The organism is Gordonia sp. CNJ-863 (assembly GCF_001942325.1).
Classification (GTDB): domain Bacteria; phylum Actinomycetota; class Actinomycetes; order Mycobacteriales; family Mycobacteriaceae; genus Gordonia; species Gordonia alkanivorans.
In genome coordinates, this window is sequence record NZ_MKKG01000027.1 from 1 (window position 1) to 23,808 (window position 23,808).

The 23,808-nt window shown below is 64.6% G+C and carries 31 protein-coding genes; 8 read left to right on the plus strand and 23 right to left on the minus strand.

Annotation, left to right across the window (positions count from 1 at the left end; translation table 11 throughout):
* Positions 1-478 precede the first annotated feature (478 nt).
* Genes BJF87_RS14940 through BJF87_RS14950 form a run of 3 tightly spaced genes read left to right on the plus strand, consistent with a single transcriptional unit; the run spans position 479 to position 2,411 of the window.
* The gene (locus tag BJF87_RS14940; RefSeq protein ID WP_139319509.1) at positions 479-1,561 is read left to right on the plus strand and encodes a DUF6615 family protein; all 1,083 of its coding nucleotides are present in this window, start codon (positions 479-481) and stop codon (positions 1,559-1,561) included.
* Complete coding sequence (locus BJF87_RS14945; RefSeq protein WP_139319510.1) at positions 1,558-1,842, plus strand: hypothetical protein; 285 nt, start codon at positions 1,558-1,560, stop codon at positions 1,840-1,842. Before BJF87_RS14940 ends, BJF87_RS14945 begins: the two co-directional genes overlap by 4 nt.
* Positions 1,839-2,411 carry a hypothetical protein gene (locus tag BJF87_RS14950; RefSeq protein WP_075863425.1) on the plus strand — a complete coding sequence of 191 codons (573 nt, stop codon included), beginning with the start codon at positions 1,839-1,841 and terminating at the stop codon, positions 2,409-2,411. Before BJF87_RS14945 ends, BJF87_RS14950 begins: the two co-directional genes overlap by 4 nt.
* Positions 2,412-2,468: 57 nt before the next feature.
* Here BJF87_RS14950 and BJF87_RS14955 read toward each other — a convergent pair whose 3' ends face one another.
* From BJF87_RS14955 to BJF87_RS14965, 4 genes are all read right to left on the minus strand, one after another.
* Complete coding sequence (locus BJF87_RS14955) at positions 2,469-3,188, minus strand: RusA family crossover junction endodeoxyribonuclease (RefSeq protein WP_158037517.1); 720 nt, start codon at positions 3,186-3,188, stop codon at positions 2,469-2,471.
* A gap of 36 nt (positions 3,189-3,224) precedes the next feature.
* On the minus strand, positions 3,225-3,878 hold the full coding sequence (locus tag BJF87_RS14960; RefSeq protein WP_139319511.1) for a hypothetical protein: 654 nt from the start codon (positions 3,876-3,878) through the stop codon (positions 3,225-3,227).
* A 389-nt stretch (positions 3,879-4,267) separates the two neighbouring features.
* Positions 4,268-4,390, minus strand: a complete 123-nt coding sequence (locus BJF87_RS26810) for a hypothetical protein (protein WP_262338979.1) — start codon at positions 4,388-4,390, stop codon at positions 4,268-4,270.
* A 485-nt stretch (positions 4,391-4,875) separates the two neighbouring features.
* Positions 4,876-6,261, minus strand: a complete 1,386-nt coding sequence (locus BJF87_RS14965; protein WP_075863428.1) for an IS256 family transposase — start codon at positions 6,259-6,261, stop codon at positions 4,876-4,878.
* Between the two features lie 622 nt (positions 6,262-6,883).
* On the opposite strand from BJF87_RS14965, the gene BJF87_RS26125 reads away from it, so the two are divergent.
* Positions 6,884-7,126, plus strand: a complete 243-nt coding sequence (locus BJF87_RS26125) for a TauD/TfdA family dioxygenase (protein WP_075863429.1) — start codon at positions 6,884-6,886, stop codon at positions 7,124-7,126.
* On the plus strand, positions 7,123-8,043 hold the full coding sequence (locus BJF87_RS14975) for a hypothetical protein (RefSeq protein ID WP_075863430.1): 921 nt from the start codon (positions 7,123-7,125) through the stop codon (positions 8,041-8,043). The genes BJF87_RS26125 and BJF87_RS14975 overlap by 4 nt, the downstream gene beginning before the upstream one ends.
* A 53-nt stretch (positions 8,044-8,096) precedes the next feature.
* Here the strand turns inward: BJF87_RS14975 and BJF87_RS14980 are convergent, their stop codons facing one another.
* From BJF87_RS14980 to BJF87_RS15005, 6 genes are all read right to left on the minus strand, one after another.
* On the minus strand, positions 8,097-9,239 hold the full coding sequence (locus tag BJF87_RS14980; RefSeq protein WP_139319514.1) for a hypothetical protein: 1,143 nt from the start codon (positions 9,237-9,239) through the stop codon (positions 8,097-8,099).
* Between the two features lie 161 nt (positions 9,240-9,400).
* The gene (locus BJF87_RS14985; RefSeq protein ID WP_139319515.1) at positions 9,401-9,811 is read right to left on the minus strand and encodes a hypothetical protein; all 411 of its coding nucleotides are present in this window, start codon (positions 9,809-9,811) and stop codon (positions 9,401-9,403) included.
* Between the two features lie 100 nt (positions 9,812-9,911).
* Entirely contained in the window at positions 9,912-11,714 is a 1,803-nt protein-coding gene (locus tag BJF87_RS14990; RefSeq protein ID WP_075863433.1) for a hypothetical protein, read from the minus strand.
* 56 nt (positions 11,715-11,770) lie between these two features.
* The gene (locus BJF87_RS14995) at positions 11,771-11,965 is read right to left on the minus strand and encodes a hypothetical protein (protein ID WP_262338980.1); all 195 of its coding nucleotides are present in this window, start codon (positions 11,963-11,965) and stop codon (positions 11,771-11,773) included.
* A complete protein-coding gene (locus tag BJF87_RS15000) occupies positions 11,962-12,327 on the minus strand; it encodes an XRE family transcriptional regulator (RefSeq protein WP_075863434.1) in 366 nt (121 codons plus the stop codon). The genes BJF87_RS14995 and BJF87_RS15000 overlap by 4 nt, the downstream gene beginning before the upstream one ends.
* Positions 12,327-12,728, minus strand: a complete 402-nt coding sequence (locus BJF87_RS15005) for a hypothetical protein (protein WP_075863435.1) — start codon at positions 12,726-12,728, stop codon at positions 12,327-12,329. The genes BJF87_RS15000 and BJF87_RS15005 overlap by 1 nt, the downstream gene beginning before the upstream one ends.
* 565 nt (positions 12,729-13,293) lie before the next feature.
* Between BJF87_RS15005 and BJF87_RS15010 the strand changes: the two genes are divergently transcribed.
* Positions 13,294-13,530 (plus strand): hypothetical protein, encoded by a 237-nt coding sequence (locus tag BJF87_RS15010; RefSeq protein WP_257881391.1) that lies wholly within the window; start codon positions 13,294-13,296, stop codon positions 13,528-13,530.
* A gap of 48 nt (positions 13,531-13,578) precedes the next feature.
* Here the strand turns inward: BJF87_RS15010 and BJF87_RS15015 are convergent, their stop codons facing one another.
* The 5 genes from BJF87_RS15015 to BJF87_RS25855 all read right to left on the minus strand — a co-directional run bounded on the left by BJF87_RS15015 (position 13,579) and on the right by BJF87_RS25855 (position 16,425).
* On the minus strand, positions 13,579-14,037 hold the full coding sequence (locus BJF87_RS15015; RefSeq protein WP_075863437.1) for a hypothetical protein: 459 nt from the start codon (positions 14,035-14,037) through the stop codon (positions 13,579-13,581).
* A 116-nt stretch (positions 14,038-14,153) separates the two neighbouring features.
* Complete coding sequence (locus tag BJF87_RS26815) at positions 14,154-14,864, minus strand: hypothetical protein (RefSeq protein WP_262338983.1); 711 nt, start codon at positions 14,862-14,864, stop codon at positions 14,154-14,156.
* Complete coding sequence (locus tag BJF87_RS26820) at positions 14,861-15,616, minus strand: hypothetical protein (RefSeq protein WP_262338984.1); 756 nt, start codon at positions 15,614-15,616, stop codon at positions 14,861-14,863. Before BJF87_RS26820 ends, BJF87_RS26815 begins: the two co-directional genes overlap by 4 nt.
* Positions 15,617-15,632: 16 nt before the next feature.
* Positions 15,633-16,028, minus strand: a complete 396-nt coding sequence (locus tag BJF87_RS15025) for a PLD nuclease N-terminal domain-containing protein (protein WP_075863438.1) — start codon at positions 16,026-16,028, stop codon at positions 15,633-15,635.
* 139 nt (positions 16,029-16,167) lie between these two features.
* Positions 16,168-16,425, minus strand: a complete 258-nt coding sequence (locus BJF87_RS25855; protein WP_139319516.1) for a hypothetical protein — start codon at positions 16,423-16,425, stop codon at positions 16,168-16,170.
* 122 nt (positions 16,426-16,547) lie between these two features.
* Here BJF87_RS25855 and BJF87_RS15030 point away from each other — a divergent pair, with 122 nt between their 5' ends.
* Both BJF87_RS15030 and BJF87_RS15035 read left to right on the plus strand, forming a co-directional pair.
* Complete coding sequence (locus tag BJF87_RS15030; RefSeq protein WP_044508856.1) at positions 16,548-16,754, plus strand: hypothetical protein; 207 nt, start codon at positions 16,548-16,550, stop codon at positions 16,752-16,754.
* 385 nt (positions 16,755-17,139) lie between these two features.
* Entirely contained in the window at positions 17,140-17,556 is a 417-nt protein-coding gene (locus BJF87_RS15035; RefSeq protein ID WP_075863439.1) for a hypothetical protein, read from the plus strand.
* A 237-nt stretch (positions 17,557-17,793) separates the two neighbouring features.
* Here the strand turns inward: BJF87_RS15035 and BJF87_RS15040 are convergent, their stop codons facing one another.
* The 8 genes from BJF87_RS15040 to BJF87_RS15065 all read right to left on the minus strand — a co-directional run bounded on the left by BJF87_RS15040 (position 17,794) and on the right by BJF87_RS15065 (position 23,764).
* Complete coding sequence (locus tag BJF87_RS15040) at positions 17,794-18,192, minus strand: WhiB family transcriptional regulator (protein ID WP_084813208.1); 399 nt, start codon at positions 18,190-18,192, stop codon at positions 17,794-17,796.
* The gene (locus BJF87_RS15045; RefSeq protein WP_158037519.1) at positions 18,189-20,132 is read right to left on the minus strand and encodes an RNB domain-containing ribonuclease; all 1,944 of its coding nucleotides are present in this window, start codon (positions 20,130-20,132) and stop codon (positions 18,189-18,191) included. The genes BJF87_RS15040 and BJF87_RS15045 overlap by 4 nt, the downstream gene beginning before the upstream one ends.
* Before the next feature lie 46 nt (positions 20,133-20,178).
* Positions 20,179-20,643: a hypothetical protein gene (locus BJF87_RS15050; RefSeq protein WP_139319517.1), complete on the minus strand. Its 465-nt coding sequence runs from the start codon at positions 20,641-20,643 to the stop codon at positions 20,179-20,181.
* Between the two features lie 36 nt (positions 20,644-20,679).
* Entirely contained in the window at positions 20,680-20,835 is a 156-nt protein-coding gene (locus BJF87_RS26130) for a hypothetical protein (RefSeq protein WP_158037521.1), read from the minus strand.
* 131 nt (positions 20,836-20,966) lie between these two features.
* The gene (locus BJF87_RS15055; protein WP_075863442.1) at positions 20,967-21,260 is read right to left on the minus strand and encodes a hypothetical protein; all 294 of its coding nucleotides are present in this window, start codon (positions 21,258-21,260) and stop codon (positions 20,967-20,969) included.
* Position 21,261: 1 nt separating this feature from the next.
* Positions 21,262-21,438: a hypothetical protein gene (locus BJF87_RS26135; RefSeq protein ID WP_158037523.1), complete on the minus strand. Its 177-nt coding sequence runs from the start codon at positions 21,436-21,438 to the stop codon at positions 21,262-21,264.
* On the minus strand, positions 21,435-22,037 hold the full coding sequence (locus BJF87_RS25510) for a hypothetical protein (RefSeq protein ID WP_139319518.1): 603 nt from the start codon (positions 22,035-22,037) through the stop codon (positions 21,435-21,437). The genes BJF87_RS26135 and BJF87_RS25510 overlap by 4 nt, the downstream gene beginning before the upstream one ends.
* Complete coding sequence (locus BJF87_RS15065; RefSeq protein ID WP_139319519.1) at positions 22,037-23,764, minus strand: hypothetical protein; 1,728 nt, start codon at positions 23,762-23,764, stop codon at positions 22,037-22,039. The genes BJF87_RS25510 and BJF87_RS15065 overlap by 1 nt, the downstream gene beginning before the upstream one ends.
* Positions 23,765-23,808: the final 44 nt, after the last annotated feature.

Here is a 23,808-nt window from a genome sequence, read left to right on the forward strand (position 1 = left end):
CGGCCGATTGGATCGAAGGTGGTTGTAGTGCACCGTGTTTCATGTCGCCCACTCTAGGGGCGCCGCAAGCGGCGCCGTGGTGGCGTGCGTTTCGGCGTCCCGCTCCCCATCGGCCTACGGCCGATTGGATCGAAGGTGGTTGTAGTGCACCGTGTTTCATGTCGCCCACTCTATCACGACTCCCGTCGGGCAACGGTCCTGGACGCCGCCAGTGTCGGCCTGCGGCCGACCCTGCACCCACACCCACCGACCGCCCTACGGGCGCTCTCTGACTCCATATGAAACATACTACCGCACAACAGAATTAAAACCCATTGCCACACAACCGATTTCCTACGGGGATCTACGCCTGACGCGACCGATACTCGCACATCCAACCAAAAGGCCGGCGGCTTCCACCGCCCTCTGCGCTAGCGCTGCTCCCAAAACTCCTTTCTCCCCCCGTATAGAATTCGGGACTCCAAGGGAAAGGACCGTCATGGCGAAACGGGGGGCGAAACCTGTGATTGATCCGAGTCACTATGCGGCGTTACTCCGTGCTGCCGGCAGTCTCGATCAGCTTTCGCATAGCGCTTGGGATATCAGCAAGGGCTCCTACCTATCAGGCAAGGGGCGGGTGCGCCGAAGCGAGACGACCATCACCGATACCTTCCTGGAGTCGCTGGACGCCATAGGCGTCATCGAGTACTACAAGTTCGATGCCCACGACGAGGAACCTCGATTGGGCGCCGACTGGGAGTGGTGGATCGGGTCGGACGCAGACGGCTGGCGCTGTGCACGTATCCAGGCCAAACGCGCAAAACACTATGCCCCCGCCACCTCCGATGTGACGCCGGCCTACTCCGAACTCAAGCACAAGGTGAACGGCCAGCTGCAGATCGACGTGCTCATCAGCAGCTGCGACAAAGGTCTCAAACCCGACGGGACGACAGATCGCCACCTTAGCGAGGTCATCAAGCCCTACTACGCGTTCTACAACGGGTGGCCCGCAAGCGTTTACCCCCACACCGACGATGTCACAGCGCTCTCCGCGAACGAATCGAGCATTGCCGCACACGCCAGCCAACGAACCGACCGACCGGAGTGGGGCGACTGGGCGCACATCCGACGACTGCACCATCACAGTTGCCCGCACTGCATCTGGTACTGCTGCTGTTGGCCTGGGGATGACTGCGGCCACGACTCTCGATGCCCGGTGCCGCTCCCCGAGTTCACTTCGGCGCTACTCCCCTACTGGGGAATCAGCACCCTACCCGCGCGAAACGTCCGTACGACTTACCTCGGCACCACCCCACGCCTGAAAGCACTCCCGTACTTCGCCCAATCCCTGCCGATCTCCACCATCCTGTTCGATCTATGGGCTCCCCTCGACGACCCCGCCGGCGGAAACAGCATCGAGCGACTTCCTGACTACGCTGACGCCGTGCGCGGCCTCGGCGAACCCGATACGCGAGACGACAACCTCGGCCGGCTGGCCGAGTTCTCCACTGGCGACCAGCGATTTGGCGTCCACGTCGTCATGGTCACCGACAACACCCGCGACCAGCAGGAGAACCTGTGAGCAACTCACCAACACATACTTTTTGGGCAACAAGCGCCCTGTGCAAGAGCGCCGAGGATGCCCTCGCCGCGGTACTAGTGAAGCTCAACGAAGTCGTGACCGAAGAGCTTGGGCCGGGTGCGCGCACAATCTCAATCAGCCACCACATGGCCGTCATCAGCCCGCCCGCACACTCCGCCGACAGCCTGATAAAGACGCTGTTCAAAGACACACCAATCCAACCCACCGTTGCTCAGTACCAGGCAAGTATCACCGCAGTCTGCGAATCCGCCTCCGCATGAGCCGCGACACAATCGTGCTCTGGGTCATCTCGCTAGTCCTATTCGCCGGCACCGCGTTCTTCCCGGCAGTCAAACTCGCCAGCCTGCGTCACACCGTCTGGTGGCAACGCCTCGGCTGGCCGTCGCTACTCTGCCTGGCCACCTACACCCTCATCCCGCTCTGGGTCTATATGATCCCCAGCGCGGCGTGGATACCGCTGGCAACCTGTCTAGCGCTCAACGCCATACGACTAGCGGTCGCGCACCGCAGCGAACGCGAGGAAGCGGCCCGCAATCGAGGGTTGGGAATCCCTGCGCATCGCTATCTGCGCTCGACCAACGGCGTCATCTTGGCCGGCGCGCTACTAGCCGCCCTCGCCGTTCTCGTCGTCGCATTCGCCCTCGACCCGCGCCAGCCCAGTGGCGGGCTGGTCTGGACCGCTGCCGCTGTCGCAATCGCCGGCACCCTCAGCTACTTCTACCGGCTACTACGCCGCCACCACGAAATCATCACGATCGCCCAGCACCGCGCCACCTACCTCGCCGCGACCGCCAAGCCGACCGCCACAGCGGGTCGCACGCCGCAGTAATCGAAGCATTGCCACCGTCACTCCCGGGCAGGAACTCGCAATCTCAGCGACCGACATCTACTCCACCACGATCGGTTCGCCCCACCGGACGGTCCACGGCGTCGGATCGTCCCATACCGTGTCGGCTCCCCATGGCCTAACCGCACGCGCCCGCACGATATACAAGCCGGTGGGACCCGCATACTCCACGCGCCGGCTAGTCAAACACTGGATCTGAGCGTCGTTGTCGTACACCACCGACTCCAGACTATCGAGCAACCCCTTCACCAGGTTGTCGCCATCCTTGCGCCTATGCGACTGGGGCACAAGCGAAACCGCCGCAACACACAGCGGCATCCCGTCAATCGGGGTTCCCCTGTAGTGGGTCCGCAACATCGTCGTCACAGCATCTTTCAACTTCGTGTGCAGCGCACTGGATTGCGCGGACCACGGGTCAACCTCGATCGGCAACAGCCGGCCGAAAGTCCCATCGGCATCCGGAACCTCATCACAAGCCCTACACACCTGCTGAGCGAGAAAAGAGGCCTTCGCCTTCGGGCTCAGCGACGCCGACGACAGAAGCCTCGGGTGCTTCACCATGAACGTCGGCCCCGCGGCGCCGAGGCTCCTCAACCACTCATGGACAGTGCGGCGCTCCTCGACCGTCGGAGGATCAGACACGCTACCCCCGGTTGCGGACGAATAGTGATGCCAGATCACCGCAAGCCGCTCCTCAGCCGAGGCCGTATCCGGCAGACGCGCTAGGTCAACGTCAATAGGGTGCAGGTCCACAAACATGCCTTCCATGATTGCGCTACCCCCTGCCCCGCACCGTCACATCTCGTACTCGAGGTAGCGGCCGAAACCCTGGATTATGCGCTCACCGGCAGGTTCCATATTCGACAGGATGCGATGGACCCTCGTTGCGGACGCCCGTAGAGCACTCTGCGCCCCAGGAGACTCATCCCAGAACAGCGGTGGCGCCGAAGCGGCGATCACCGGCCGATCCGTGACGATCGCCTCCTCAAGCAACCCGGCCAGCTCGTCACCCTCCCGGTACCGATGGTCGGCGATCATCGAGTAGTAGCCGAACATGGGAGGCTGGTTCGGGTCGAAGAGGTCACCGGTGACCAACACCCCGAAGTTCTCAAACCCAAACACCGTGGCCAGCGTTCCACGAGAGCCACCGGGGTTGATCAGATTGTTGGCCAGCAAGGTCGACTTGTCCCGCAAATACGGGCAGGTGATCGCCGAAAACAGCATGCACGACAGGTGTGCCGGGCCCGCGTAGTCGTTGGACCGTTCACGCTCGAAACCTCGCATACGCGCCGCATCTGCCTGCGAGAACGCCCGATAGCAGTTCGACCCCGCAGGGATCTCATACCCACACACCGCGCAACGGCGGTTGACAACCAAGATCAGCCCCCGCGCGATGTCAGTCGAACTCAGCACAGGGGTGTCGCCTTGCCAGGACACCTCCGCCGGCACCGGATACCCACGCCGCTCACGCGGAAGCTCTGCGATCCACTCCGGCGCGTACGCCTCCCAAGCGACAATCCCCACACCCCACCTACCCCTCGACAGTCTCCTAGGCTCCACGCGGGCCCCTAGGCTCCACGGGGGCCCGCAGGCCCCTACAGTGCCAGCGGGTCTCGGGTGCCGTCGGCCTTTTCACCACAAACCTCCAACTCGCCGCCGGTGGCTCGACATACTTGCGCAGCGTCTCCACCCGCGCCGTCACGATCTGGCCGTGCTCCATCATGCGAAATCCGGTTCTGGCCCACCCCGATCAGATTGGCCAACCGGCCCTGGGTGCAGCCGGGCCTCGTCCCGCAGTGATCCCGCCGACAGATTCGATGTTCTTGAGCAGGCCCCCGTCACTTGCTCGGTGCGGTCGTGGCCTCGAGGTAGCCGATCGGCCCTCCACTGTCGACCTCGATCCGGCTGGCCATGATCTGACGGGTCCGCTCGTAGAGCTCGTCGCCCTCGCCGATCCGCATCGATCCTCACCGTGTCGGGGTCAGCGTCCACACCTCGGGTCGCATCGTGCTTGTGCATCACGTAAGGCGTACTCACCGAACTCAGCACGATCTTCGGCCGCAACCCGGGACACCGCGAACGTCGGCTCGCGGTAGGTTTCCTCAGCGTTCTCGAAGTCGTACGGGTCCCTACCGTGTCCAGAAACCTGGACACTGGCGCCGGTCTCACGCGCGGATGCCTCGGCTACATCGCGCTCAGCATCGGTGAAGGCGCGGATCTGTTGCGGCCACCCAGGCGGACGCACCATTGGCACGATCGGGAGTGAGATCAGCGAGGTCCGCGCCACCCATCCTGTGTTGTGCAGCTCCGGTTGACGAAACCCCTCATTTGTTGCGGATGCAAAGAGTTGCAGCCCTTGGCACTCCCGCACCGGCGGTTCGTCGAGCTTGTCAAGATGTCTGTGTAAGAACGTGACTCCTGGGTTTCCTGTGGTTGCTGGTTGGGTCTAGTTGAGGTGGGGTTCGATGCGGTCGGGGTAGGCCAGGGCTAGTTGCCCGAGGGCCTGTTTCCAGTTCGTCACGACTTGGCCCTCGACGAGCCTGCCGGGGGCTCTGCGCGTGGCGGCGGGCTTGCCGCGTTCCTTCTCGCGTTGCCGGGCACGTTTGTCCTCGATGTCGCAGATCGCCAGCCACAGCAGTTTGCGCGCCGCGAGATCGTTGGGGAAGTGTCCCCGGTTCTTGATGACCTTGCGGAGCTGGTAGTTCAGCGACTCGATCGAGTTGGTGGTGTAGATGACTTTGCGGAGCTCGGGCGGGAACGCCAAGAACGGAATGAACCGGTCCCACGCTCGATCGAAAGCTGCTGCGGCACTCGGGTATTTGGTCCCCAGTTCCGAGTCTCGGAAGGCTTCCCATTCGCGGCGGGCGGTCTCGGCGTCGGGGGCGGTGTAGATCGGTTTGATCGCCCGCGCGACGTCTTTGCGGTCCTTGTAGTTCACGAACCGCATCGAGTTGCGGATCAGATGCACCACACACGTTTGCACCGTGGCCAATGGCCAGGTCGCCTCGATCGCCTCGGGGAACCCGGTCAACCCGTCGCAGCACACGATGAGCACGTCCTTGACGCCGCGGTTGGCCAGATTCGCACACACCCCGGCCCAGAACTTCGCGCCTTCCTCGGCTTGTATCCAGATGCCCAGCACATGCTTGACGCCGGCCATATCGACGCCAATAGCGATGTGGGCGTGTCTGTTTCGGACGTGACCGCCGTCTTTGACCTTCACCACCAGGGCGTCGAGGTAGATGACGGGATACAAGGCTTCCAGCGGCCGGTTCTGCCATTCATCGACCGCGTCGAGGACCTCGTCGCAGATCTTCGAGATCGTCTCATGCGACAGATCGGTGCCGATCGTCGAGGCCAGATGATGCTGAATGTCGCGCAACGTCATGCCACCGGCATACAGCGAGATGATCATGTCGTCGAGGCCGCCGAGCCGGCGGGAACCCTTCGGTACCAGGCGTGGGGTGAACGTGCCGGCACGGTCACGAGGAACGTCCAACTCGACCGGCCCGGCCGCGGAGTCCACCGTTTTCGGGCTCGACCCGTTGCGGGCGTTGGGCAGTTGCCGACCGGCCGGGTCGCCCTTGGCATAGCCGAGATGATCGGTCAGCTCGGCCTTCAGGCCGCGTTCGAGAGCGAGTTTGATCAGACCCGGGATCAGGCCGCCGTCGCCGGTAATCTGGACCTGGCCGGTATCGATCTGGGCCAACAACTCATCGACCATGCCCGAGGCCTCCAGCGCCTCGGCCACCTCCGCGGTCGAACGCGGCTCAGCCAACTCAGGCAGCTGCTGACCGTCGTCGTGCTGCTTATCGTCTAACGCCATGCTCATAGATTGTCCTCTCACTGATGAGCACTGGACTTACACAGACCATCTGACACCCCCGGTTCGTCACCACCAGGGGCGGCGTTGCCCTCTCTCGTCGGCTACATTTCAGCCTGGCCCGAGAACCCGAAACGACCAAGAACAGGTACTACTACTCATGTCGACACACGCGCTCGAGAAGCTTCTGGCGAACGCGCGACAGACCGGGTGGAGCACCACCGATGAAGCAACGCTCGCAGAACTGACATTTGCAGCCCGCACCTACAAGCAGAACATCTTCTTTACACCTGCGCGAAATCGCCCCACCAGCAAACCCATCGAAGTACTCACGCCGACGACTGCACAGAGAGCACCTGCGCGTTCCCTTAGCGCGACCTACGGCGAGGGACCCCAGCCACTTCACACCGATGGCGCTCACCACGAGTCACCGCCACACATTGTCTTGCTATCAAGTGCTTCAACCAGCAGAGTGCCAACCTTGCTCTGGCGACTCGACATCGCAGAGTTTTCCCCGGCTTCACTGCACCAGGATCTGCGACACGGGTTGTTCTCTGTGCGGAGCGGGCCGACCAGTTTCCTTGCCCCCGCATGGGCACCAGGAGAGCAGCTTCGCTACGACCCCGGATGCATGGAACCTGCCGACGGTCGCGCCCAACGGGTCGCACAGTTCTTCAGCACACGGCTCGAGCGGGCCACCGCCCACACCTGGGACACCCCAGGGCAAGTACTGGCCATCGACAACCGTCGAGTCCTACACGCCCGCGGTGACGCCACGAACGAACCTAACCGCGCCATCGAACGGCTCGCCCTGTTGATGAACGAATGGCCCGACGGCAGCACACCGCCTCGCAGAAAGATCCCACTCCCATGATCGCTCCCTACGATTACGAAGCGCTCTGGCTCAAAGCCAAGATGTTCCTCAACAGAGCGATGGATCAGAAGGACTCGCGACCTTTCGACGAACGAGCCCTCTGGGCGACCCTCGCGCTCGAACTACTCGCCAAAGCCGCGCTCGCCAGAACGTCACCCGTTCTCATTGCCGAACCCACCGAAGAGGGAACTAATCTGCTCATAGCCACCGGTCTACTCGAATCCAAGAGCGAGACTCGGTTCGTAACCGTCCGCGCTAAAACACTGTTCCAGCGGTGCCAACTAGCCTTTCGCCCGTTCAACGCGACCGAGGCGGGAAAGATGACCGCCGCGCGCAACGACTACCTCCACGGCGCTACCCCCGGCTTCACCTCGATTCCTGAAGACAGTTGGTGGCCACTGTTCTGGAGGCAGGCCATCATCCTCAACACCGCAGTGGATCGCGAGCTCGACGACCTCGTGGGCAGTGACCGCGAAGCCGAAGTGCAACGCCATCTCGATCAGAATCGGAAGAACATCGAACACCGGCTCGAGATGCTTATCCAGCAGGCTCGAACACGCCTCGCACAACACAACGCCGGCACCCTGCCCACCCGTATCGCCAAGCAATGGTCGCCCGGAACCGATCGAACCATCGGACACAGCTACAGCGACCCCCACCCATGCCCCGCCTGCACCGGGAAAGGCCTCATCGAGGGGGACTACGTCAACGACACCAGGGTTGAGGGGCACCAGATCCACGACGACGACTGGGAAACCACCGTCGAACTGGATGTACTCTCCGACTACTTCAGCTGCTGGGACTGCGGCCTCGTCCTCGATAACTACGAACTACTCGAGCAGGCCGGCCTCCCCGACACCTTCACCACCGAGGGCGACGACAGCGACATCCGCGAACCCGACTACGGCAACGACTAAACCGCCTACTACCCGAACACGGCCCGGTCCCGCAAACCTCATCGCCACCCGCCTCATGAGTCCGTGATCGCCGGTCGACCGGACCCACCTCTGCACTCGATTGTGCGGCGGGGAGCTTTACGCAGTGCAGTCATAACGTCACTCGGATGCGTCAGAAGACCGGCTGTAATGCGGAACCGGTCGTGATACTCGTGCGGATCAGTCTGCGGCTGAACCGCTTCGAGGAAAGCACCGCGGACTCGTGAGTTGACTTCGTAGAGATAGTCGCGCGTCAGCTGGCCTGTAAGTCTGGACCAGATGATGTGAGAGCGATCCTGGTGTTCCTCAAGACGGCGCGCGAGGACGCGGCAGGCGATGTCGTGCGGATCGTCCGGGTTGGCAGCCCTTATTTCCAGCATCACGGGGTTAAGGTCGATGTCGGAGAATCCCGCGGTGTCCGGGCGTGGACCCAGCTGGTTCAGCGCGGACACCGCAGCCGCAGCAGCCCTTGAGGATGCCTCTGCCTGCCCATCTGCCGCGGTCGCGACGGGGATAGCGATGGTCGAAACTTCGCCGATCACAGATGGGTCTATCGCGAGGGACAGTGAGCCTGCGGCTTCACGTGTATTGACGTAGCGGACAACTCGAGCCCCCAGCTCGTGAACTCGAGCCAGCTCAACGTCGCCAAACGCCCCTACGAGCTCGGTTGTCACGTGCGGGTGAAGGTCCCCCGGTGCTAGTCGCAACCTCACTCGATGCAGCCAGTAACGGGTAGTTCGTGGGTCATCCTGGTCGGCCGCGCGCCGGAGCATATTCTCCACTGCCGCTTCGTATGTGCCCAGGTGCAACGCCAGACCCGTCTTCCATGTCAGCATCTGTTGCACATCAGAAGTGGGCAGCGCAGAAGCAGCGAGCTGGCTGACCAGAGAGGCTCGATACAGTTCAGCGTTAGGCCAGTCCCGAGTGCAGCTCGAGTGATACCACTCCACCTGATCGACGGCCACATCATCGACCACCGGGTCGTCGACTGATCGTATGACCGGTTGAGCGCTGCTGATATCAATCTCGCATCCGCAGCTACACCCGGGGTAAGCCATTTCCCCTGCCTCCTGAAGCGAGTATTCATCAGCCCCGACGGCAATCCTTGTGCCACAGGCCGCGCAGGAAAACCACAACGAATAGTCGAAACCCGCCAGAGGCTGCGCCCTCATGGCCACCGAATCGCTCCTCCCGAAGTAGGACTTATACAGCTTGTCTGTTGTTCGCTCGTACGCGATCTCAGTGCGACCGCGTGCTCGACTGTAGGACCAATCACCGAGTCCGAGTATCTTGTGCGTGACCGTCGCCACCCAACGCTGCCGCCACCGGCCCCCTGGGGTTATCGGGATCGCCGCACTTCTTCGGGCTTGAAGTACCCCACGAACTGCCGCCCAAGTTCGATCCATTCATGTGCGGTGACGTCCGTGTCGTCAGCATGCAGTTCGAGTGCTTCTTCCACTGTCCACTCGTCGTAGACGATGTACGGCGAACACCACCTGTCGAGGTCCCAGGCGGCGCAGGCCAACTTGCGCCGTTCTGACTGGCTCAATCCGATCCAGAAGAGGTTCCCGGGGTTGTGCCCGTTGATGCTCGAAAACCGGCCTGCCTTCGGCCACCTGCGCCACGCATAATTGAATGCGAACTCCAGTGACATCTTGCTGCTCGTCACGGCATCAACGCCCTGCGCGAGCACGCCGAGCGCCATACCGATCACCACGGCTTTAACCTGCTGATCTTTCGATTGAGCCATAGCAAACCTCGTCTCTCGTCGTTGTGGAGAACCGGGAAAACGACACTGCGAAAGCCGTTCAGCGGCAGAATTTTTGCAGCACCGTTTACCTCAGTGGTCGTTACGCTGCGCCCTCAGCTCGGAGACGCTCGTCGAGACGCCTCGCGGCGTCGAAGACATACTTCGACACGGGCCGAGGCGCGTTGTTCAGCTCCAGGAACTCGTGCAAGGACAGCGGGATCTCGGACTTACGCCACGCGTAGAGGAGAGTCACGACGTCACCGGGAAGGTGGTCTCCGATCCCCTCCAGTAGCTGTAAGTCTCGCAGCTGCACAACCGCGGGTCGCGCGACCCGGCCCTGGTACGCGGCGAATACCGATTCGGCTCGCATGGCATTATCCATCTCACTCAACGCCGAACTCGGTGTACCCGAGTTCGGCACGACAACGATGGGGATGAAAACAGCATCAGGCTGGGGTTGCCCTGCCCAGCCCCGGCCGCGGATGAGGTCCATGACCGAGGCGATCTGTTTGAACTTTCGTTTAGTCAGAACCCTAGTCGCGTCCTCGTCGTAGGCCGCACCGTCAGCAAGACCCTGTGCCAGAGTCCCTTTCACCGGATGATGTGTCGCCTCCACCAGCACATTGAGCAATCCGGCACGCAAGACCCAATCGCACACCGACGGCGCCTGCCCGCGACGGCCTCGCGTCCACTCCCTCTGGAGCTTGGCCTCCTCGACGACTTCAGTCACGCGCGGACTGCCCGCCGCGATTCGTGTAACGATTCGTCCAACCGCTTCCTCGAACTGGTACTTGATTCCGTCACCAAATCGCCTAGCGCTCTCCTGGTCGCCGCGATCGGAGAACCCGGCGATGACGTCGAACTGGGGTGTGTCGCCGAAGAACCGCTCGATCGCCCAATGGGACCGCAGGATCAGCAACGTTCCATCGCCCAGGTCCAGGAAGGGGTAGCGGGTGAACGCATACCGTTGCAGCTTGATGTCCCCCTCGTCGCGATCCTTGGCGAGCTGAGCGCGGAAACCTGCGAGGTCCAGCGCCATGTTGGTCGTAACGAAGCCGCGCACCCGCGGGTCGTTCGAGAGTTCGTCCAGATCAACTGTGCTCTGCCCTGCGGCTACCGCCTCAACGAGGACGTTCCCGGCGCGGAGATAGTCATCGAACCCAATCCCGGTCGCCATCTCGAACGTGTCGGCGGGCCGGTCACCCAAATCTCCGGTTACCCGGTCGGACCAGGGCGAGTACCACAGGTCCCAGATGTCGGCCTTGAGGACCTCGATCTTGTTGGCCGCATTGAACAAGAGGCCGGCGTTCTGCTTGGTGAGGAACTCGCGCGCCAGCTCGTAGAGGTCGTCCGGTGCCATCTTCTGGAACCTCGCGTCAAGCGCTGCCCAGTCGGAGACCGACGGATTCTCGGTGTCGAACTCAGTGGTCTTTTGTTGCTCGGAATTGATCGACAGAAGAAGCAGTACCAGCTCCTCGGCGGTCATCGGCCTGCCCGGCGCAGGCGGGTCGGTCTCCATCAACTCGCGCATCAACTGGACAGTCGCCTGCGGCGCAGTGAAGACGTTGCCCTTATTCACCTCGGCCCGCACCGCCGATGTCCACCCGGCCGAGGTCGGTAATAGCAGATCTAGCTGCACCGCTGCGACGTCCCAGTGTGTCGTGGACGCCAGGTCCCACCGCATGTGAATGTCGGCCAGCCGCGACAACGCATCTCGCACATCGATTTCCGCTAGCAGCTCTCGACGCTGCCTCGCGGTCAGTGCACTCACGCCCACCGCGCCTGCACCGATCGCCATCGGCTGCTGCTGCTGCGATTCGACGTACTGGGCGGCCTCGTCCGGCAACCCTGTCAGGTCAGGCGCTGGAAAACTCCGACCCGTGGTCGATGCCTGCGAAGCCATTCCCATTTCTCTACCGCGACGCGCTTGCCGCGCTCGTTTGTTCGCCACGCCCCCGGTCAGGCCTTACTGGTGAACGCATCGAGGTCCAGCGAGACCTTCACGCAGTCCTTCTCGACCACGATGCGTGGATGCTGGGCGCCGGTCGCGATCAGGCACTCCCGCAGCGGCAGATCGCGGCGGCGTTCGATCCTCGACACCGCGGCCTGTTCCAGGCCGACCGCAAACGCTCGGGGCCGGCCAACGGCACTCACGCCCCGTTCACCAGCTGCGCAGGCAGCGCAACCTCGACGGTGCGGTCACCCAGGCGGGCGGTGATGGTGACGTCGGTGGCGCCGGCGGCGGCCAGGTAGTTGGCCAGCGTCGACAGCAACAGGTCCTCACGTGCCTCCAACCCCGACACCGCGGCCTGTTTGATACCCATGCGCTGTGCCAGCTCGGTCTGGGTCAGCTGCGCAGCTCGTCGGATCGCCGCCAACCCCATCGCGTGCGCCCGGTCGGCCTGGGCCATCTCGGAGCGGATCGTCTCGACCCGCGCCGCGGTATCGGGGTCGGCCAACAGCTCCGCGATCCGCTCGTTGCCGCGCCGGAACGTGGCCCGCTTGTCCTCACTCATCAGCCCTCACCTCTCTCAGTCTCGGTTTGCCGTTTCCACGCCTCGATCGCGAGATCCGCGCGCGGTCCGACGCTGTCGTAGAACACATCACCCATGCGCGCCTTGTCCCCGGAAAACAGGGCCACCACCGCATGCTCGTCGTCGGGGAACCAGACGATCAACCGCATCGCCACGCCATCGCGGTACGGGTGCGACACCCGCCACACCACATACCGTTTTGACTGCCGCACCCGCTTGAGCGTCGCCGATTCCGCCGACGGCGGCTCCTCGAGATCGGCGAGCACCTGCAACTCGGCCAGCAGCAGATCCAGCCGCTGGCGATCCACAGCGTTGCCCGCCGCGGCCGACTCCTCCAGCCGGGTCAGGAAGTCGTCGAACTCGCTCGACCAGTCGATCAACACAGTTTGATATTACTCCTGAACAATATCGCTCGCAAGCGATATTGCAGTATGTCACCACGCACCGATCACCACACCATCGGCATCGACGACCTCGCCCACGATCACCGCTGGCCCCGCTTCACCGCCGCAGTCCTGGAACACACCCCTGTCCGCGCACTGCTGGTCTCACACCTCTACACCGACGGGCACCAGCTCGGGGCTCTCGCTCTCTACTGCGAGGTACCGAACTGCTTCACCCCGACATCGACGACTCGCACACAACCTGGCCACCCACGCAGTCATCGCCCTGTCCGATCGAGGTCTTGTACGTGTGACCCCCAGCAACGCTTCACGCGCGGTTACCCGAGCAACTGGACCGAACACTACGACAGCGAAACGCTGGGGCTGTTCACTCGCTGCGTATTTGTAGTTGCAAGGTCTCCTCACGTGTTGGGAGGCTTGTCGAGTGGAAGTTGTTGCGTCAAAAGAGAAGAATCAACCGGCGCCGCCGCACGTGGTCTTCGATGACCTCGTCAGCCCAAATCGGCAGCCTTCCCGCCCGTGGCTTCACCTTTTGGACGACGAGATGGCGCCTACGGTCCTCGAGTCCGACCGACCCACACGTGTGGTCTGGTCGTCGTTGTGGACCAAGCGACCGGACGCTCAGGTCGTCTTCGACCTGAGCGGCGGGCGCAGTGGCACCGACTTGCGATGGACGCTGCTCACCGAGTGGCCCTCACCGGATGACCGCCAGCTGCGTCATCTGTGCCAGCGCATCGGCAACCTGATCAACGCCAACCTGCGATACACCTACGGTCAGTGAACAGGATCGCGAGCGTCGGGGTACATCGGCGACCTCGGTTGCAGCGGATCAGGTTTGGGTGGCGTTGAGGTAGATCGTTCGGGGGTCTCGTACTGGATCCCAGGTGGCAGTGAGGTAGTTAGTGGACTGCCATCGCGTGGACCTGACCAGTGTCGAGCTCGGCGCCGGCCCGTGGCGGTCCTGGGTTCTGATATCGAAGTAGTCCCGGGTGATCGGCGTGGGTGGGGGGAATCCTGACCGGTCGAGTAACTGGGCCAGCCGATCAGCAGACGGTGTGGCAATGACCAGATAGGCGCTGGAGTCGGGGAACGCGCTGAACACCTCGCCGTAGACGACATCGTCACCGTTGACCAGGACCAGGCCGATTCCCTCGGCCAAACTTGTCGCGTCCTCAGCTGACTCGTAGGTATGCGGGGTCATCCCCCAGTCGATCCACTCGAACAGCGCCCACCTCAGACCAGCGAGGCCCGCCACGGCGCCAACGACGACAACCAGTACTGCGGCCACGCCTTTCCGCCATCGGAAACGGCGGGCAGCCTGCCCGTGACGAGACTGCCGATCAGCTGCCCTGTCGAGTTCGTCTCCGCGCGTGACCACGGTCCGTTGGTCCGTTTGTCGGCGCTTCATGGGGCGTACCGGGTGACTGAGCGGGATATGAAGTCTGCGGTGTAATCAATCAGAAGCAGATACGGTCCGGTGACTTGCCACTGGGCGGTGTCGGTGGGTGCTGGTAGCCGCCACGACTGCCTGCCCGTCTCGGCGTCGTATGCGCTGAGAATCGGAACGTTCGGGCGGTGGTTGGCCGTCGGGTCGCCGTCGAAAAGCAATCGTGTGCCGTCGAATCCGAGGTATCGCTGCCCGTACCCGATGGTGGCCTGGCCTTGCTGGTCGCCGGTCTGTGCGTCGAACACCGTCCACGTCCCCGTTCGACCTTGGGCGTAGTCGTCGGACTCGACCGCCGCGTACCGGTCATCAAGCAGTTCCAGCGAGTGCTTCGACATGCCAGTGTCCCAGCGCATCGCGCGTTCGCGGGTTGATGCGACGCCGACAGCCGACCCCGACGACACCGCGATCTCGTCGCCGTCAACCGCCGTGACCCGCTCGAAGTCCCCCGGGACCACCCGCCAGCCTGCGAGTTCACCAGTTCTCGCGCCATTCGAGTCGAAGAACTCGAGTCGGTAATCCCCCGGGTCGGAGCGGCTGGTCACGAACCCGGAGGGGTGCAGCACCGCCGCGTCGGGTGGTGTGCCGCTCTCACTGTCGGTGCGAGCGAAGACGGCCTTGCGGGTGTCCAGTCGGTAGATGGTGAAACCACCGCGCGTCGTGTCGCTCACGGCGAACAGGTTGCCGGCATTGGAGACGACCGGTCGCGCCTGATTGATAGGTGGCTGGGTCGACCAGGCTGGTGGCCCTGCGAGTCGAACTTGGTGATCGTCATCTGCCGATCGGGAGGATCGTCTACGACCTCGAGGCGATACTCGACTTTCGGTGGGCCGCTGGCGGAAAGCTCCTCCGGGATAACAACGTTCTTTATGTCGTTGGTCTCGACGAGGAAACCGTCACCGACACCCGTGAGGGTCGTCACGGAACCGGCGGTTCGGATGAGCGCGGTGGTTTCTTCCGTGCCGGTTCGTGGATCAAGGAACGACACCCTGGTAGCGACGGCGCCGTCTACGCGGACTCGTCGGGTGCAGGCCAGCTGGCCGTCGCCGCTCAATGCACACCCGTCGTCCCAGCCGATCCGTGGTGTGTCCCACAGCGGTCGTCCGGTGTCGGGGTCCAGGGCCTGGAGTGCGCTGGGTTTGCCGATCGCGGTCTGGGTGGCCTGGACGATCACCACGTCGTCGTCCGCGGCCGGCACCACCACACCCGCGTCGCGGAACTCGTTGCCGAACAACGATCCCGCATCCGCTGTCCACCGCATCTCCGGCGCCGTGGGCATCGATTCAAGGATCGGGGCGGCGAAAGTCTGGTCGGGCTCCTCGTCGCCAGTCACGACGGTCACGACCCCGAACACCAGCACCGCGGTCGCCAACAGCGCGAACAACACCAGAGCTTCGCGACGACCACGATCCGCGATGTGCATCAATTACCTGCCTCTCCTACTTGGAGGCCGGCGGTGGGCTCGTGTCGTCTGGGCGCTCAGACCGGTCGGCGGCTCGTTGCTGTTCGCGGGCGGTCTGGCGTTGTTGCTCGGCGCGATCGCGTAACTGCTGGAGGAACTCTCGGTCTGCCTCGGGGTCTTGCGGGATGTAGCGGCCGGGGCGGTCGTATTCCGGGAACTCGCTGGCCGCGCCCGAGTGCTGCCGTCGCGGTTGTTCATCACTCACTGGGCGCCCGACCGCCAGCCACACCAGCGCACCGATCAGCGGAAGCATCACCACGAGCACCACCCAGGCGAACTTGGGCAGCCCACGTACGGCGGCGTCGTCGGTTTTGATGATGTCGATCAGCGCGATCACCAGGATCACCAGGTAGATCAGCCCGAGGTACGGCACCGCTTTCCTCCTACCGCCAGCTACTTCCCCATCACCTCGTGCGCTGGGTTGCGAACGATCACCCTAACGCAAACACCGTCCGCGACAGCGCAAGTCAATAGTCGGCGACCGGTCGCGTTTCGGCTGCGGCGCGACACCGTCAGTACAGATCGTCTTCGAGCTCAGCAGAGCGGTGTGCTCGCCGGGTCAGGGCCACGACGAACACAGCAAACGTCACCCCACCGGCCACCCACACCGGCCATACCGGAATTGACCACCACAGATGCGCGGCCGCTAACGCGACGGTGACGGCGGCCAGCACCATCGTCGCTCGCGTCCCCACACTCCAACCGGACCGGGCGACGCCGCCCTGCGAATTGGTGGGCGTTTCGTCATTCGGTGCGTTATTTGTTGCCATTGCTGCTCCCCGATTAGCTGCGCCGCCTTCCGACGGTCGTTGTGTCGGTCTAGGCTGCGGGCGCGACGCCCCTCCCTCTGGGGGTCGCACACCTGTTGTCGAGAACTCTCAAAGGAGTGGTCATGGCTGGAATTGCGGACAAGTTCGACAAGGCGTACGAGGACAAGTCGCTGGCTGAGTTGGCCGATGCGCCGGTCGCAGCGTTGCAGGGCGTCAGCGACGGCGACGCCGAGAAGCTCCAGGCGGCGTTCAACATCAAGACCGTGCGTGACCTGGGCACCAACAAGTTCTTCCTGTGGGCACAGGCGGTGGCCAAGCTCGCCGAGTAACGTCGGGCCACCGGCCGGAATAGCTGGCCGGTAAGCCCTGTTGAGGAAGGTGACGGTGGCGGGCTCATTGCCCCGGGCCTCACCCCTTTTCGCCGCTGCGAGCGGCCGTTCGCCGAGAGGCGCACTGACCGGCACCGTCCATCATCAACACGCTGAGGCCGTTCATCCTGAGTACGGGGTGGGCGGCCTTAGTCGTCGAACGGGCACACCCCTGGGGAGGTGGTGAACAGGTGGCTGGGATGGCGCCGATGCTGGCCTCCCCGGGTCCGGCCCCGACGGGTTCGGGATGGTCGTGGGAAGCGAAATGGGACGGGCAGCGCGGTGTCGCGCGCATTGCTGATGCCCAGGTGTTGTTGCTGAGCCGCAACCTGAGTCCGAGGTCATCGTGTGCGGCTGGACCGGCAGCCCGACCACGGTGCGCTCGCTGCTCCTGGGCGCCCTGAGCCCGTCGGGCGAGCTGGTCTATCTAGGTGATGTCGGCACCGGCTTCACCCAGCGCCAGCGCCGTGAGGCCGCGGTGATGCTCACCGGGATCGCGTCCGCCGACCATCCGTTCACTGCCGGCACCACCCCGAACAGGACCGGCAGTGCTCACCTGCGGTGGGTGACACCGATTCTGGTGGGCACCATCGAGTACCGCGAGTTCCATCGCCGTGTGCGCCATCCGTCGTGGAAGGGCTTCCGCACCGACAAGACCCCCGGCAAGGTGGTGTGGCCAGAACTCGACGCCTTGTGCTGTCGCACAACCGATTCGCGCCGCGACGTTCAGCGACGGAAGGGTCGGCCGAGTTCGTCGAGATGAGGGGTCAGGGTCACCCAGATCATTGGATTGTCGGAGTCTGGTAGCAACGGTGTCGCCACCGCGGTGATGGTGACAAGGTCTGCTCCGCACCGTTCGCAGGGTTGGTGCTCGTCGGAGGCAACGATGGCCGCGCAGGTGTGGCAATACCGGGCTGGCACTTCATAGTCGGCCATCTCAGTACCTCCCTCGATTTCTGGCGCGTAGACCGGCCACGAGCCGCGCGAAAGTCGTCATTCTCTAGTCGCTGGCCGGGTGGGCGATGGTGCGTAACTGCTCGATCGCGGCTTCACGGACGGCTTTCTGGCTGGCTGAACCGGGCGGGGAGATGTAGATCCCGGCCCAGATGCCGGTGAGGTGGGCGGTGTCGTCCAGGGCGACGCGGGCGCACGCTTGCCGGATCGGGCAGCGCCGGCAGGCGGCCATCTCCGCATGCCCGGCACCGGCCCGGGCGGTGGACAGCCGATCGGGGAACCAGGCGTCGGGGTTGCGGGTGCAGGCCGGGATGGCGTCGGCGGGTAGGTGGCGGGCTGGGGACTCCACGAGCGCCCAGGTGGGGCCTTGGGTGGCCGCGCGGCGATTGCGGCTCGGATACAGCGGCGCAGTGTGGATATCGCCGGGGATGAGGGGTGTGCTCATGCCCCGCCATCGTGGTCCGAAGCGGTGGCGGCCACCGCTGGCAGGTTGTCGAACAGGCCGGTGACTGCGGCGTGGGCGGCAGCGGTCTTGGCCGCTTTGATACTGGGTGCGGCTGCGGTGCCGCGGGCGGGTCCGGCGGTGAGGGTGACGGTGAAGGTTCGTTGATGGGGTGGGCCCTCGGGGTGGGTGTCGACGTGCAGTTCGCCGGCGCCGATGGTGGGCGCGAGGGTGGTCAGCCAGCCGACCGGGTTTTTCAGGGCGTTGGCGCGGCGGCGCGCGCGCCGGGTGTCGTCGTCGCCGCCGAGCGCGGCGTGCAGTGCGAACGCATCCCAGGCCCCTGCTGGCTTGGGGGTCCTCGGGGCCGCCGCCGGGGGCGGGGTGTGGTGGGCAGGTGTGCACGCCGGCGCCACCGCCGGTGTCGGCTCCGGCTCGGGCTCGGGTGGTGTGGGTGGTGGTGTGGTGGGGTCGGCAGAGGGTGTGTGGCCGCCGATGATGTCGAGCAGGTCCCACAGGGCGGCGTGTTCGGTGGCCTTCTTGACCGGCCCGGCGTGCCAGCGGGTGGTCATGTCCTCGAGGTGAGCGCGGGTGGCGAAGGTGCGTTGGTGGGGCGGGCCGGCGATGTCGGTGTCGAGGGTTGGTGTGACGATCTGCCCGCCGTCGATCTGCTGGAGTGCCGAGATCGCCGACGGCGCCAGGTACGCGTGCTCGGCACGTAGTTGTGCAGTCAGCTTGGCGCGCAGAGTCTTCCAGTCGGGGTGATCGGTGGCATACAGCACCGCGACGTGACCGGCGTGCACCCGTCCAGTCGTCGCGCGTTCGGTGAGTTCGGTGGCGATCGACTCCGGCGGTGCGGCTTGGGTACCCAGGCGTAGCACGCGCAGGAACTCGCGGTCGTTCATGTGCGACAGGTCGCCGGCGGTGATCGCCGCTTGGTTCGCTCGGCGGGTGCGGGCTTTCTGCGCTGTCTCAGACTCGGCGTCACGTTCGGCGGTGATCGCGGCCAGGGCGTGGGCGATGGTGACCAATTGCTCTGCGGTGTAAGGCAACCCGGTGCCGTCGAGGTGTGCCAGGAGTTGGCGTTGAGTGACCAGGTCGGCGTAGCGGCGCAACGGCGAGGTCGCGTGGGTGTAGGCCGGGACCTGCAACCCGATGTGCCCGCGGACGGTCGCGCCGTAGGTGGCCTTGGAGATCGCGGTGTTGAGCTGTCCCTGCAACGCGGCCAGCTCGGCGGTGGTGGTGACCGTGGACAGCGCAGCGGCCAAATCAGCGAGCCGGTCGACGTCAGAAGGCGCGACGGGGTTGCGCAGGTGGTTGCGGAACAGGATCGGTAGCTCAGCGTCGATGGCGTAGCCAGCGACAGCGGCGTTCGCGGCGATCATCAACTCCTGGACGATCACATACGCCGCCGCGTTGTGCCCCTCGGGCAGCGCCAACAACCGGCCGTCTTCACCCGAGACCAGCCCACGCGTGAGGTCGTAGACCACGAACGCCCCGGCCGCGCGCCGCCGCCCGGTCAACACCTGCGCCAACTGCGCGGCCGCCGACAGCTGTGCGTGATGGGCGTGCCTTGGGTCGTCGAGGATCGCGGTGACCTGATCGTGGGTGATCGCCACGCACGACCCGGCCGCGAGGACCTCACGACTGAGAGCTGCCAGAGCCACGTCGCCGTCGGTACTCACTCGAAGGCGGACGACGAGGACGTCGCGGTCGTGGGTCGGCGACAGGGTCGCGGCCTGCTCGAGCTGCACTCCGAGCATCGGCACCGTGCCAGTGGCCCGGTAGCCGGTTTCCACCCGGGTCGCGGCGGTGCGATCGGCTGGCGACCCAGTCGGCACCAGGTCGGCGACGTTGGCCACGAACACCGCGACGTCCCAACCGGCGGCGGTGGGGGTGATGGTGATCGCGTCATCCCGATCCCGAGTCGTGGACGCATCGATCATCAACGCGCACTTCGTGGCAGTGGCCCTGGTCATCTGGTCACTCGCGTTACCACCGGCTCGGACTACGGCCCTGGTGGATGGCGTGGGTGTTGTAGGTGTGGAAGTGCTCGGCGATCTGTTGGGAGACGGCGGGGTCGGCGGCGTCGGAGGGCGGGAGCTTGGTCACCATGTCGATCACCAGATGGTGTTGGCGGTTCACGGCGTCGGGGTCGGTCTCTGCGGCCATGGCCGCGGTTGCCTGCGGCAGCCAATGTGACGGGTGTTGCACACCCGCTCCCCCACGGCGCGCACGGGTTGTGACACACCACTGCGCGAGCAACTCGCGGACAGTCTCGTCTTCGGACGCCGCATGCACCGCAGCACTGCGCTCTCGCGACACACTCATGTCCGCGGTGGCGTCGAGAAATCCTCGTGCGGTGAGGATGTCGGCGAGTTCGGCATTGGCGACCTCGTCGCCGCGGGAATGCCACCACAGCGTCATCATGTAGACGCCCACGGGCTTCGACAGCACGTCAACCACTACAAAGACCTCCAGTTGCTTCGTTGATCAGACTGCTTCGGACACTGCTGCATTGCGTCGCTGCGCGAGTTCGTCTATGGCCGGCGCTTCGGCGGGGGTGGCGTCTTCGGCGGGGAACTGGTGCACGGTGCCGGCCAGGTCGGTCAACGTGTGGCACGAGCTCTGGCCTGCATCGTGTGCCATCGGCTGTGTCCCTTCGGTGTGGTGATCGTGGATCTCGGGTTGATGTCAGCGTATCGGGCCGCAAACGGCCGCGGCGGCTTCGCGGGCTCCCGTTTGCCCGAACTCGCCCGGTTCGGCAGCCTGAGGCCCGTTCAGGGCGCGGGAGCGGGCGACTGCGTGCCGGCGCGGTGGGTGCGGAACTGTTCGGCGAGGTCGGGGTTGGTGGTGGCCAGCAGTGCGTAGAACCGGTCAACCTCGACGCCACGGGTGTAGCTGGCGGTAGGCGTGCTGACCGAACCAGCGGCGTGGAAGGCGGCTTTGACCGCCGAGGACTCCCCTATCGCCAGGGCCTGGCCACGGGCGTGTTCGACCCTGTCGACCAGTTCTACGAGACAGTCGAGGGTCAGTAGCAGATCTGGGCTCGTCGGTCTGGTTGCGTCCGTCATGTCAGTTCCAGTCGATGCGGAAGTCGCGGACGCCGTCGAAGTGGAATCCGGTGTCGTCGTCGAAGTCGTCGAAGGCGGCGAAGTTGACCGAGGCGTGTTCTTCGAGGATGGCTGCGACGCGTGCGTGGTCGTCACGGGCGAGGGCGTCGCCGAGGGCGGCGATTTGTTGGCGGCTCATCTGGGTGTGGTCGAGGCCTTGGGGGCCGCCGAAGTCGAAGGATTTGGCCATGCGGTAGTCGTAGTTGCCGCCGTCGGTGCGGGCGTGGACGTCGGCGGTGAAGTGGATGGTCGGTCGCATGCGGGAGACGTCGACGCCGCTGTCGACGAGGCGCTGGGCGACCTGTGCATCGACGAGGCGGCCCTGGCGTCGGGACGCAGACTCTTGGTGCGTCCAGCTCGCCAGTCGTAGACGGCACTCGGTGAGCGGCCGAGCTGTTGCGCGGCTCCGTCGACACCACCCATCCGGGTGATCTCGGCGCGGCGAGCGACGAGATCGGCGGTGCGGTCATCGGGGATGCGTCCCTGCTGTTTCCAGCGGCGAAAGGTTCGTCGCGAGGGTGGGCGGCGGCCGGCGTCCTGGGCGGCTTTGCAGGCGGCGTCGTAGCCGATGGTGCCGAGGTGATCGGTGGGTGTGCGCTCCCCCACCAGACCCGCATCAGCCCGTGCGAGATCAGCCGCGGTCCCGGCTGCGACGGAGACCTGCCGGCCGGCGGCCGCGGTGGTGGTGGCGGTGGGCTCGTCGCGGCGTTCGCGACGGCGCGGCCGGAACTGGGCCATCAGCTCACCACCTCTTCGCTGGTCACCGTCGCGGCATCAGAAGTGAGATCGACTGCGCCGGAGCGAGTTGCATCGTTGTCGTCGGCGCTTTCGTTGTCGTCTGCGTCGTCGTCTGATTGGCCGGAGGCGGTGTAGGCGGTGTTGATCGCCTTGCGGACCTCGGTGGGTGTGGTCGCCGAGAGCAGAGCGAGGATGACGTCGTCGTCGAGCGGGCGCCGCTTCTCGACCACGAACTTGCCGAGGTAGGCCAGTTCGTCGGCGAGATCCACGCCTGCGGGTGCGAGGTAGGTCCAGGCGTCGGTGAGGCCTTTGATGGGCCAGATGTTGTGCTCGCGTGCAAGTTTCATAGCTTTGGCCCGCGAGCGGTGGCGGGCGTGAGCTTTGATGGCCGCGGCCCAGATCGGCTGGTAGTGGTGGCGCATGTGGGAATCCCAGTTGCGGTCACCGGCGATGCGCCCGAGGTAGCCCTTGTAGATGTCGGTGACCATCGACTTGAGGATCGGGTCATCGGCCTCCACGGCGGCTTTGCGGGCGGCAGCAAGCAGCTCCTTCCACCGCTTGAGCACCTGCCCTTGGTCTGTGGTGGTCCAGGCCTCGGCGATCGCCAGATCCGCGATGTCGAGGCCCGCCCCCCCATCCGGGATGGGCGCGGTCAGGCTGATGATCGTTTCGGTGGTCACCCACGTCGTCACGGGCCGGTCGGTCCTCATCCGCGGATGCGGCAAGGGCAGCTTGTCCGGCAGAGCGAGGGTGTCGGCGGCCGGCAGCGTGATCTGCCACACCCCGAACGGCAGAGGGGTACTGGTGTGGGCGAGTTCCTCGGCGCCGGTGCTGTGGTGAACCAGTTCGCCGTACCCCAGGTTGATCATGCCGGCACTGGCCAGATACGAGGCGCGTTGGTCGATCGTCACCAGCTCATCGGCCGCGTCGAGTTCCTCGGTGTCGATCCAGCCACGCGACCACACGATAACCGGTTCAAGTTCGTCAGCATCGGCAATATCTATGGGCGGCAACGGAACTGGCGCATCGACAATGATGCCACGCCCGGTCTTGCGGCGATCCCGAAAGACCCGGTCGAGGATCACCGCCCCGGTACGCGCCGGGGTGATCCCAGGCAGGACGCCCAGATTGTCGACATGCCAGCACAACCGGCGGGCCAACTCCCGGGCGGTCTCCATCTCATCCTCGAAATCGATGAGCGTGCCCGCGGTTTCCGAGCCCAGGATGCCCATACGGTCGTGGTTGATGCGTGCAGTCCACGCCCAACCCTCGAGGATGACATCGACCATCAGCTTGCGGTTCCCAACCGTGTGAGACAGGTGCAGGCGATAACCGATCTCCTCCCCCGGCTGATACAGATGCCACCCGTCCTCACCCTGCGGTGCCAGAAAGGGACCGAGCAGCTCGCGGGTGGCGTCATCGAGACGAGCGATCACGTCGGTCTTCATTCGACCCTCACGCAACTCCTCATCGGAGTAGTCAGCCTCGTCACCCGGATCGACATCGTCCGGACCCCACCCGAGCTGTGCGCACGCAGCGTCGATCACCCACACCTGCGCCGGCAACCCCGCCGGGGACAACGGCTGCCGGCGCTGACGCCACTCCAGGACCTTTAGGAGCTTGTCGACCGAATCAACAGGCTTGTCTACCAACACGATCCCCGACGGGGACAGAACCTTTGTGGAGGTGACGATCATCGCGTGATCGTCGGCCGTTTTGCCACTCAAGGGGTCACCTCTGCGTTCACATAGTCGCTCCTGCCTAGCTCTCT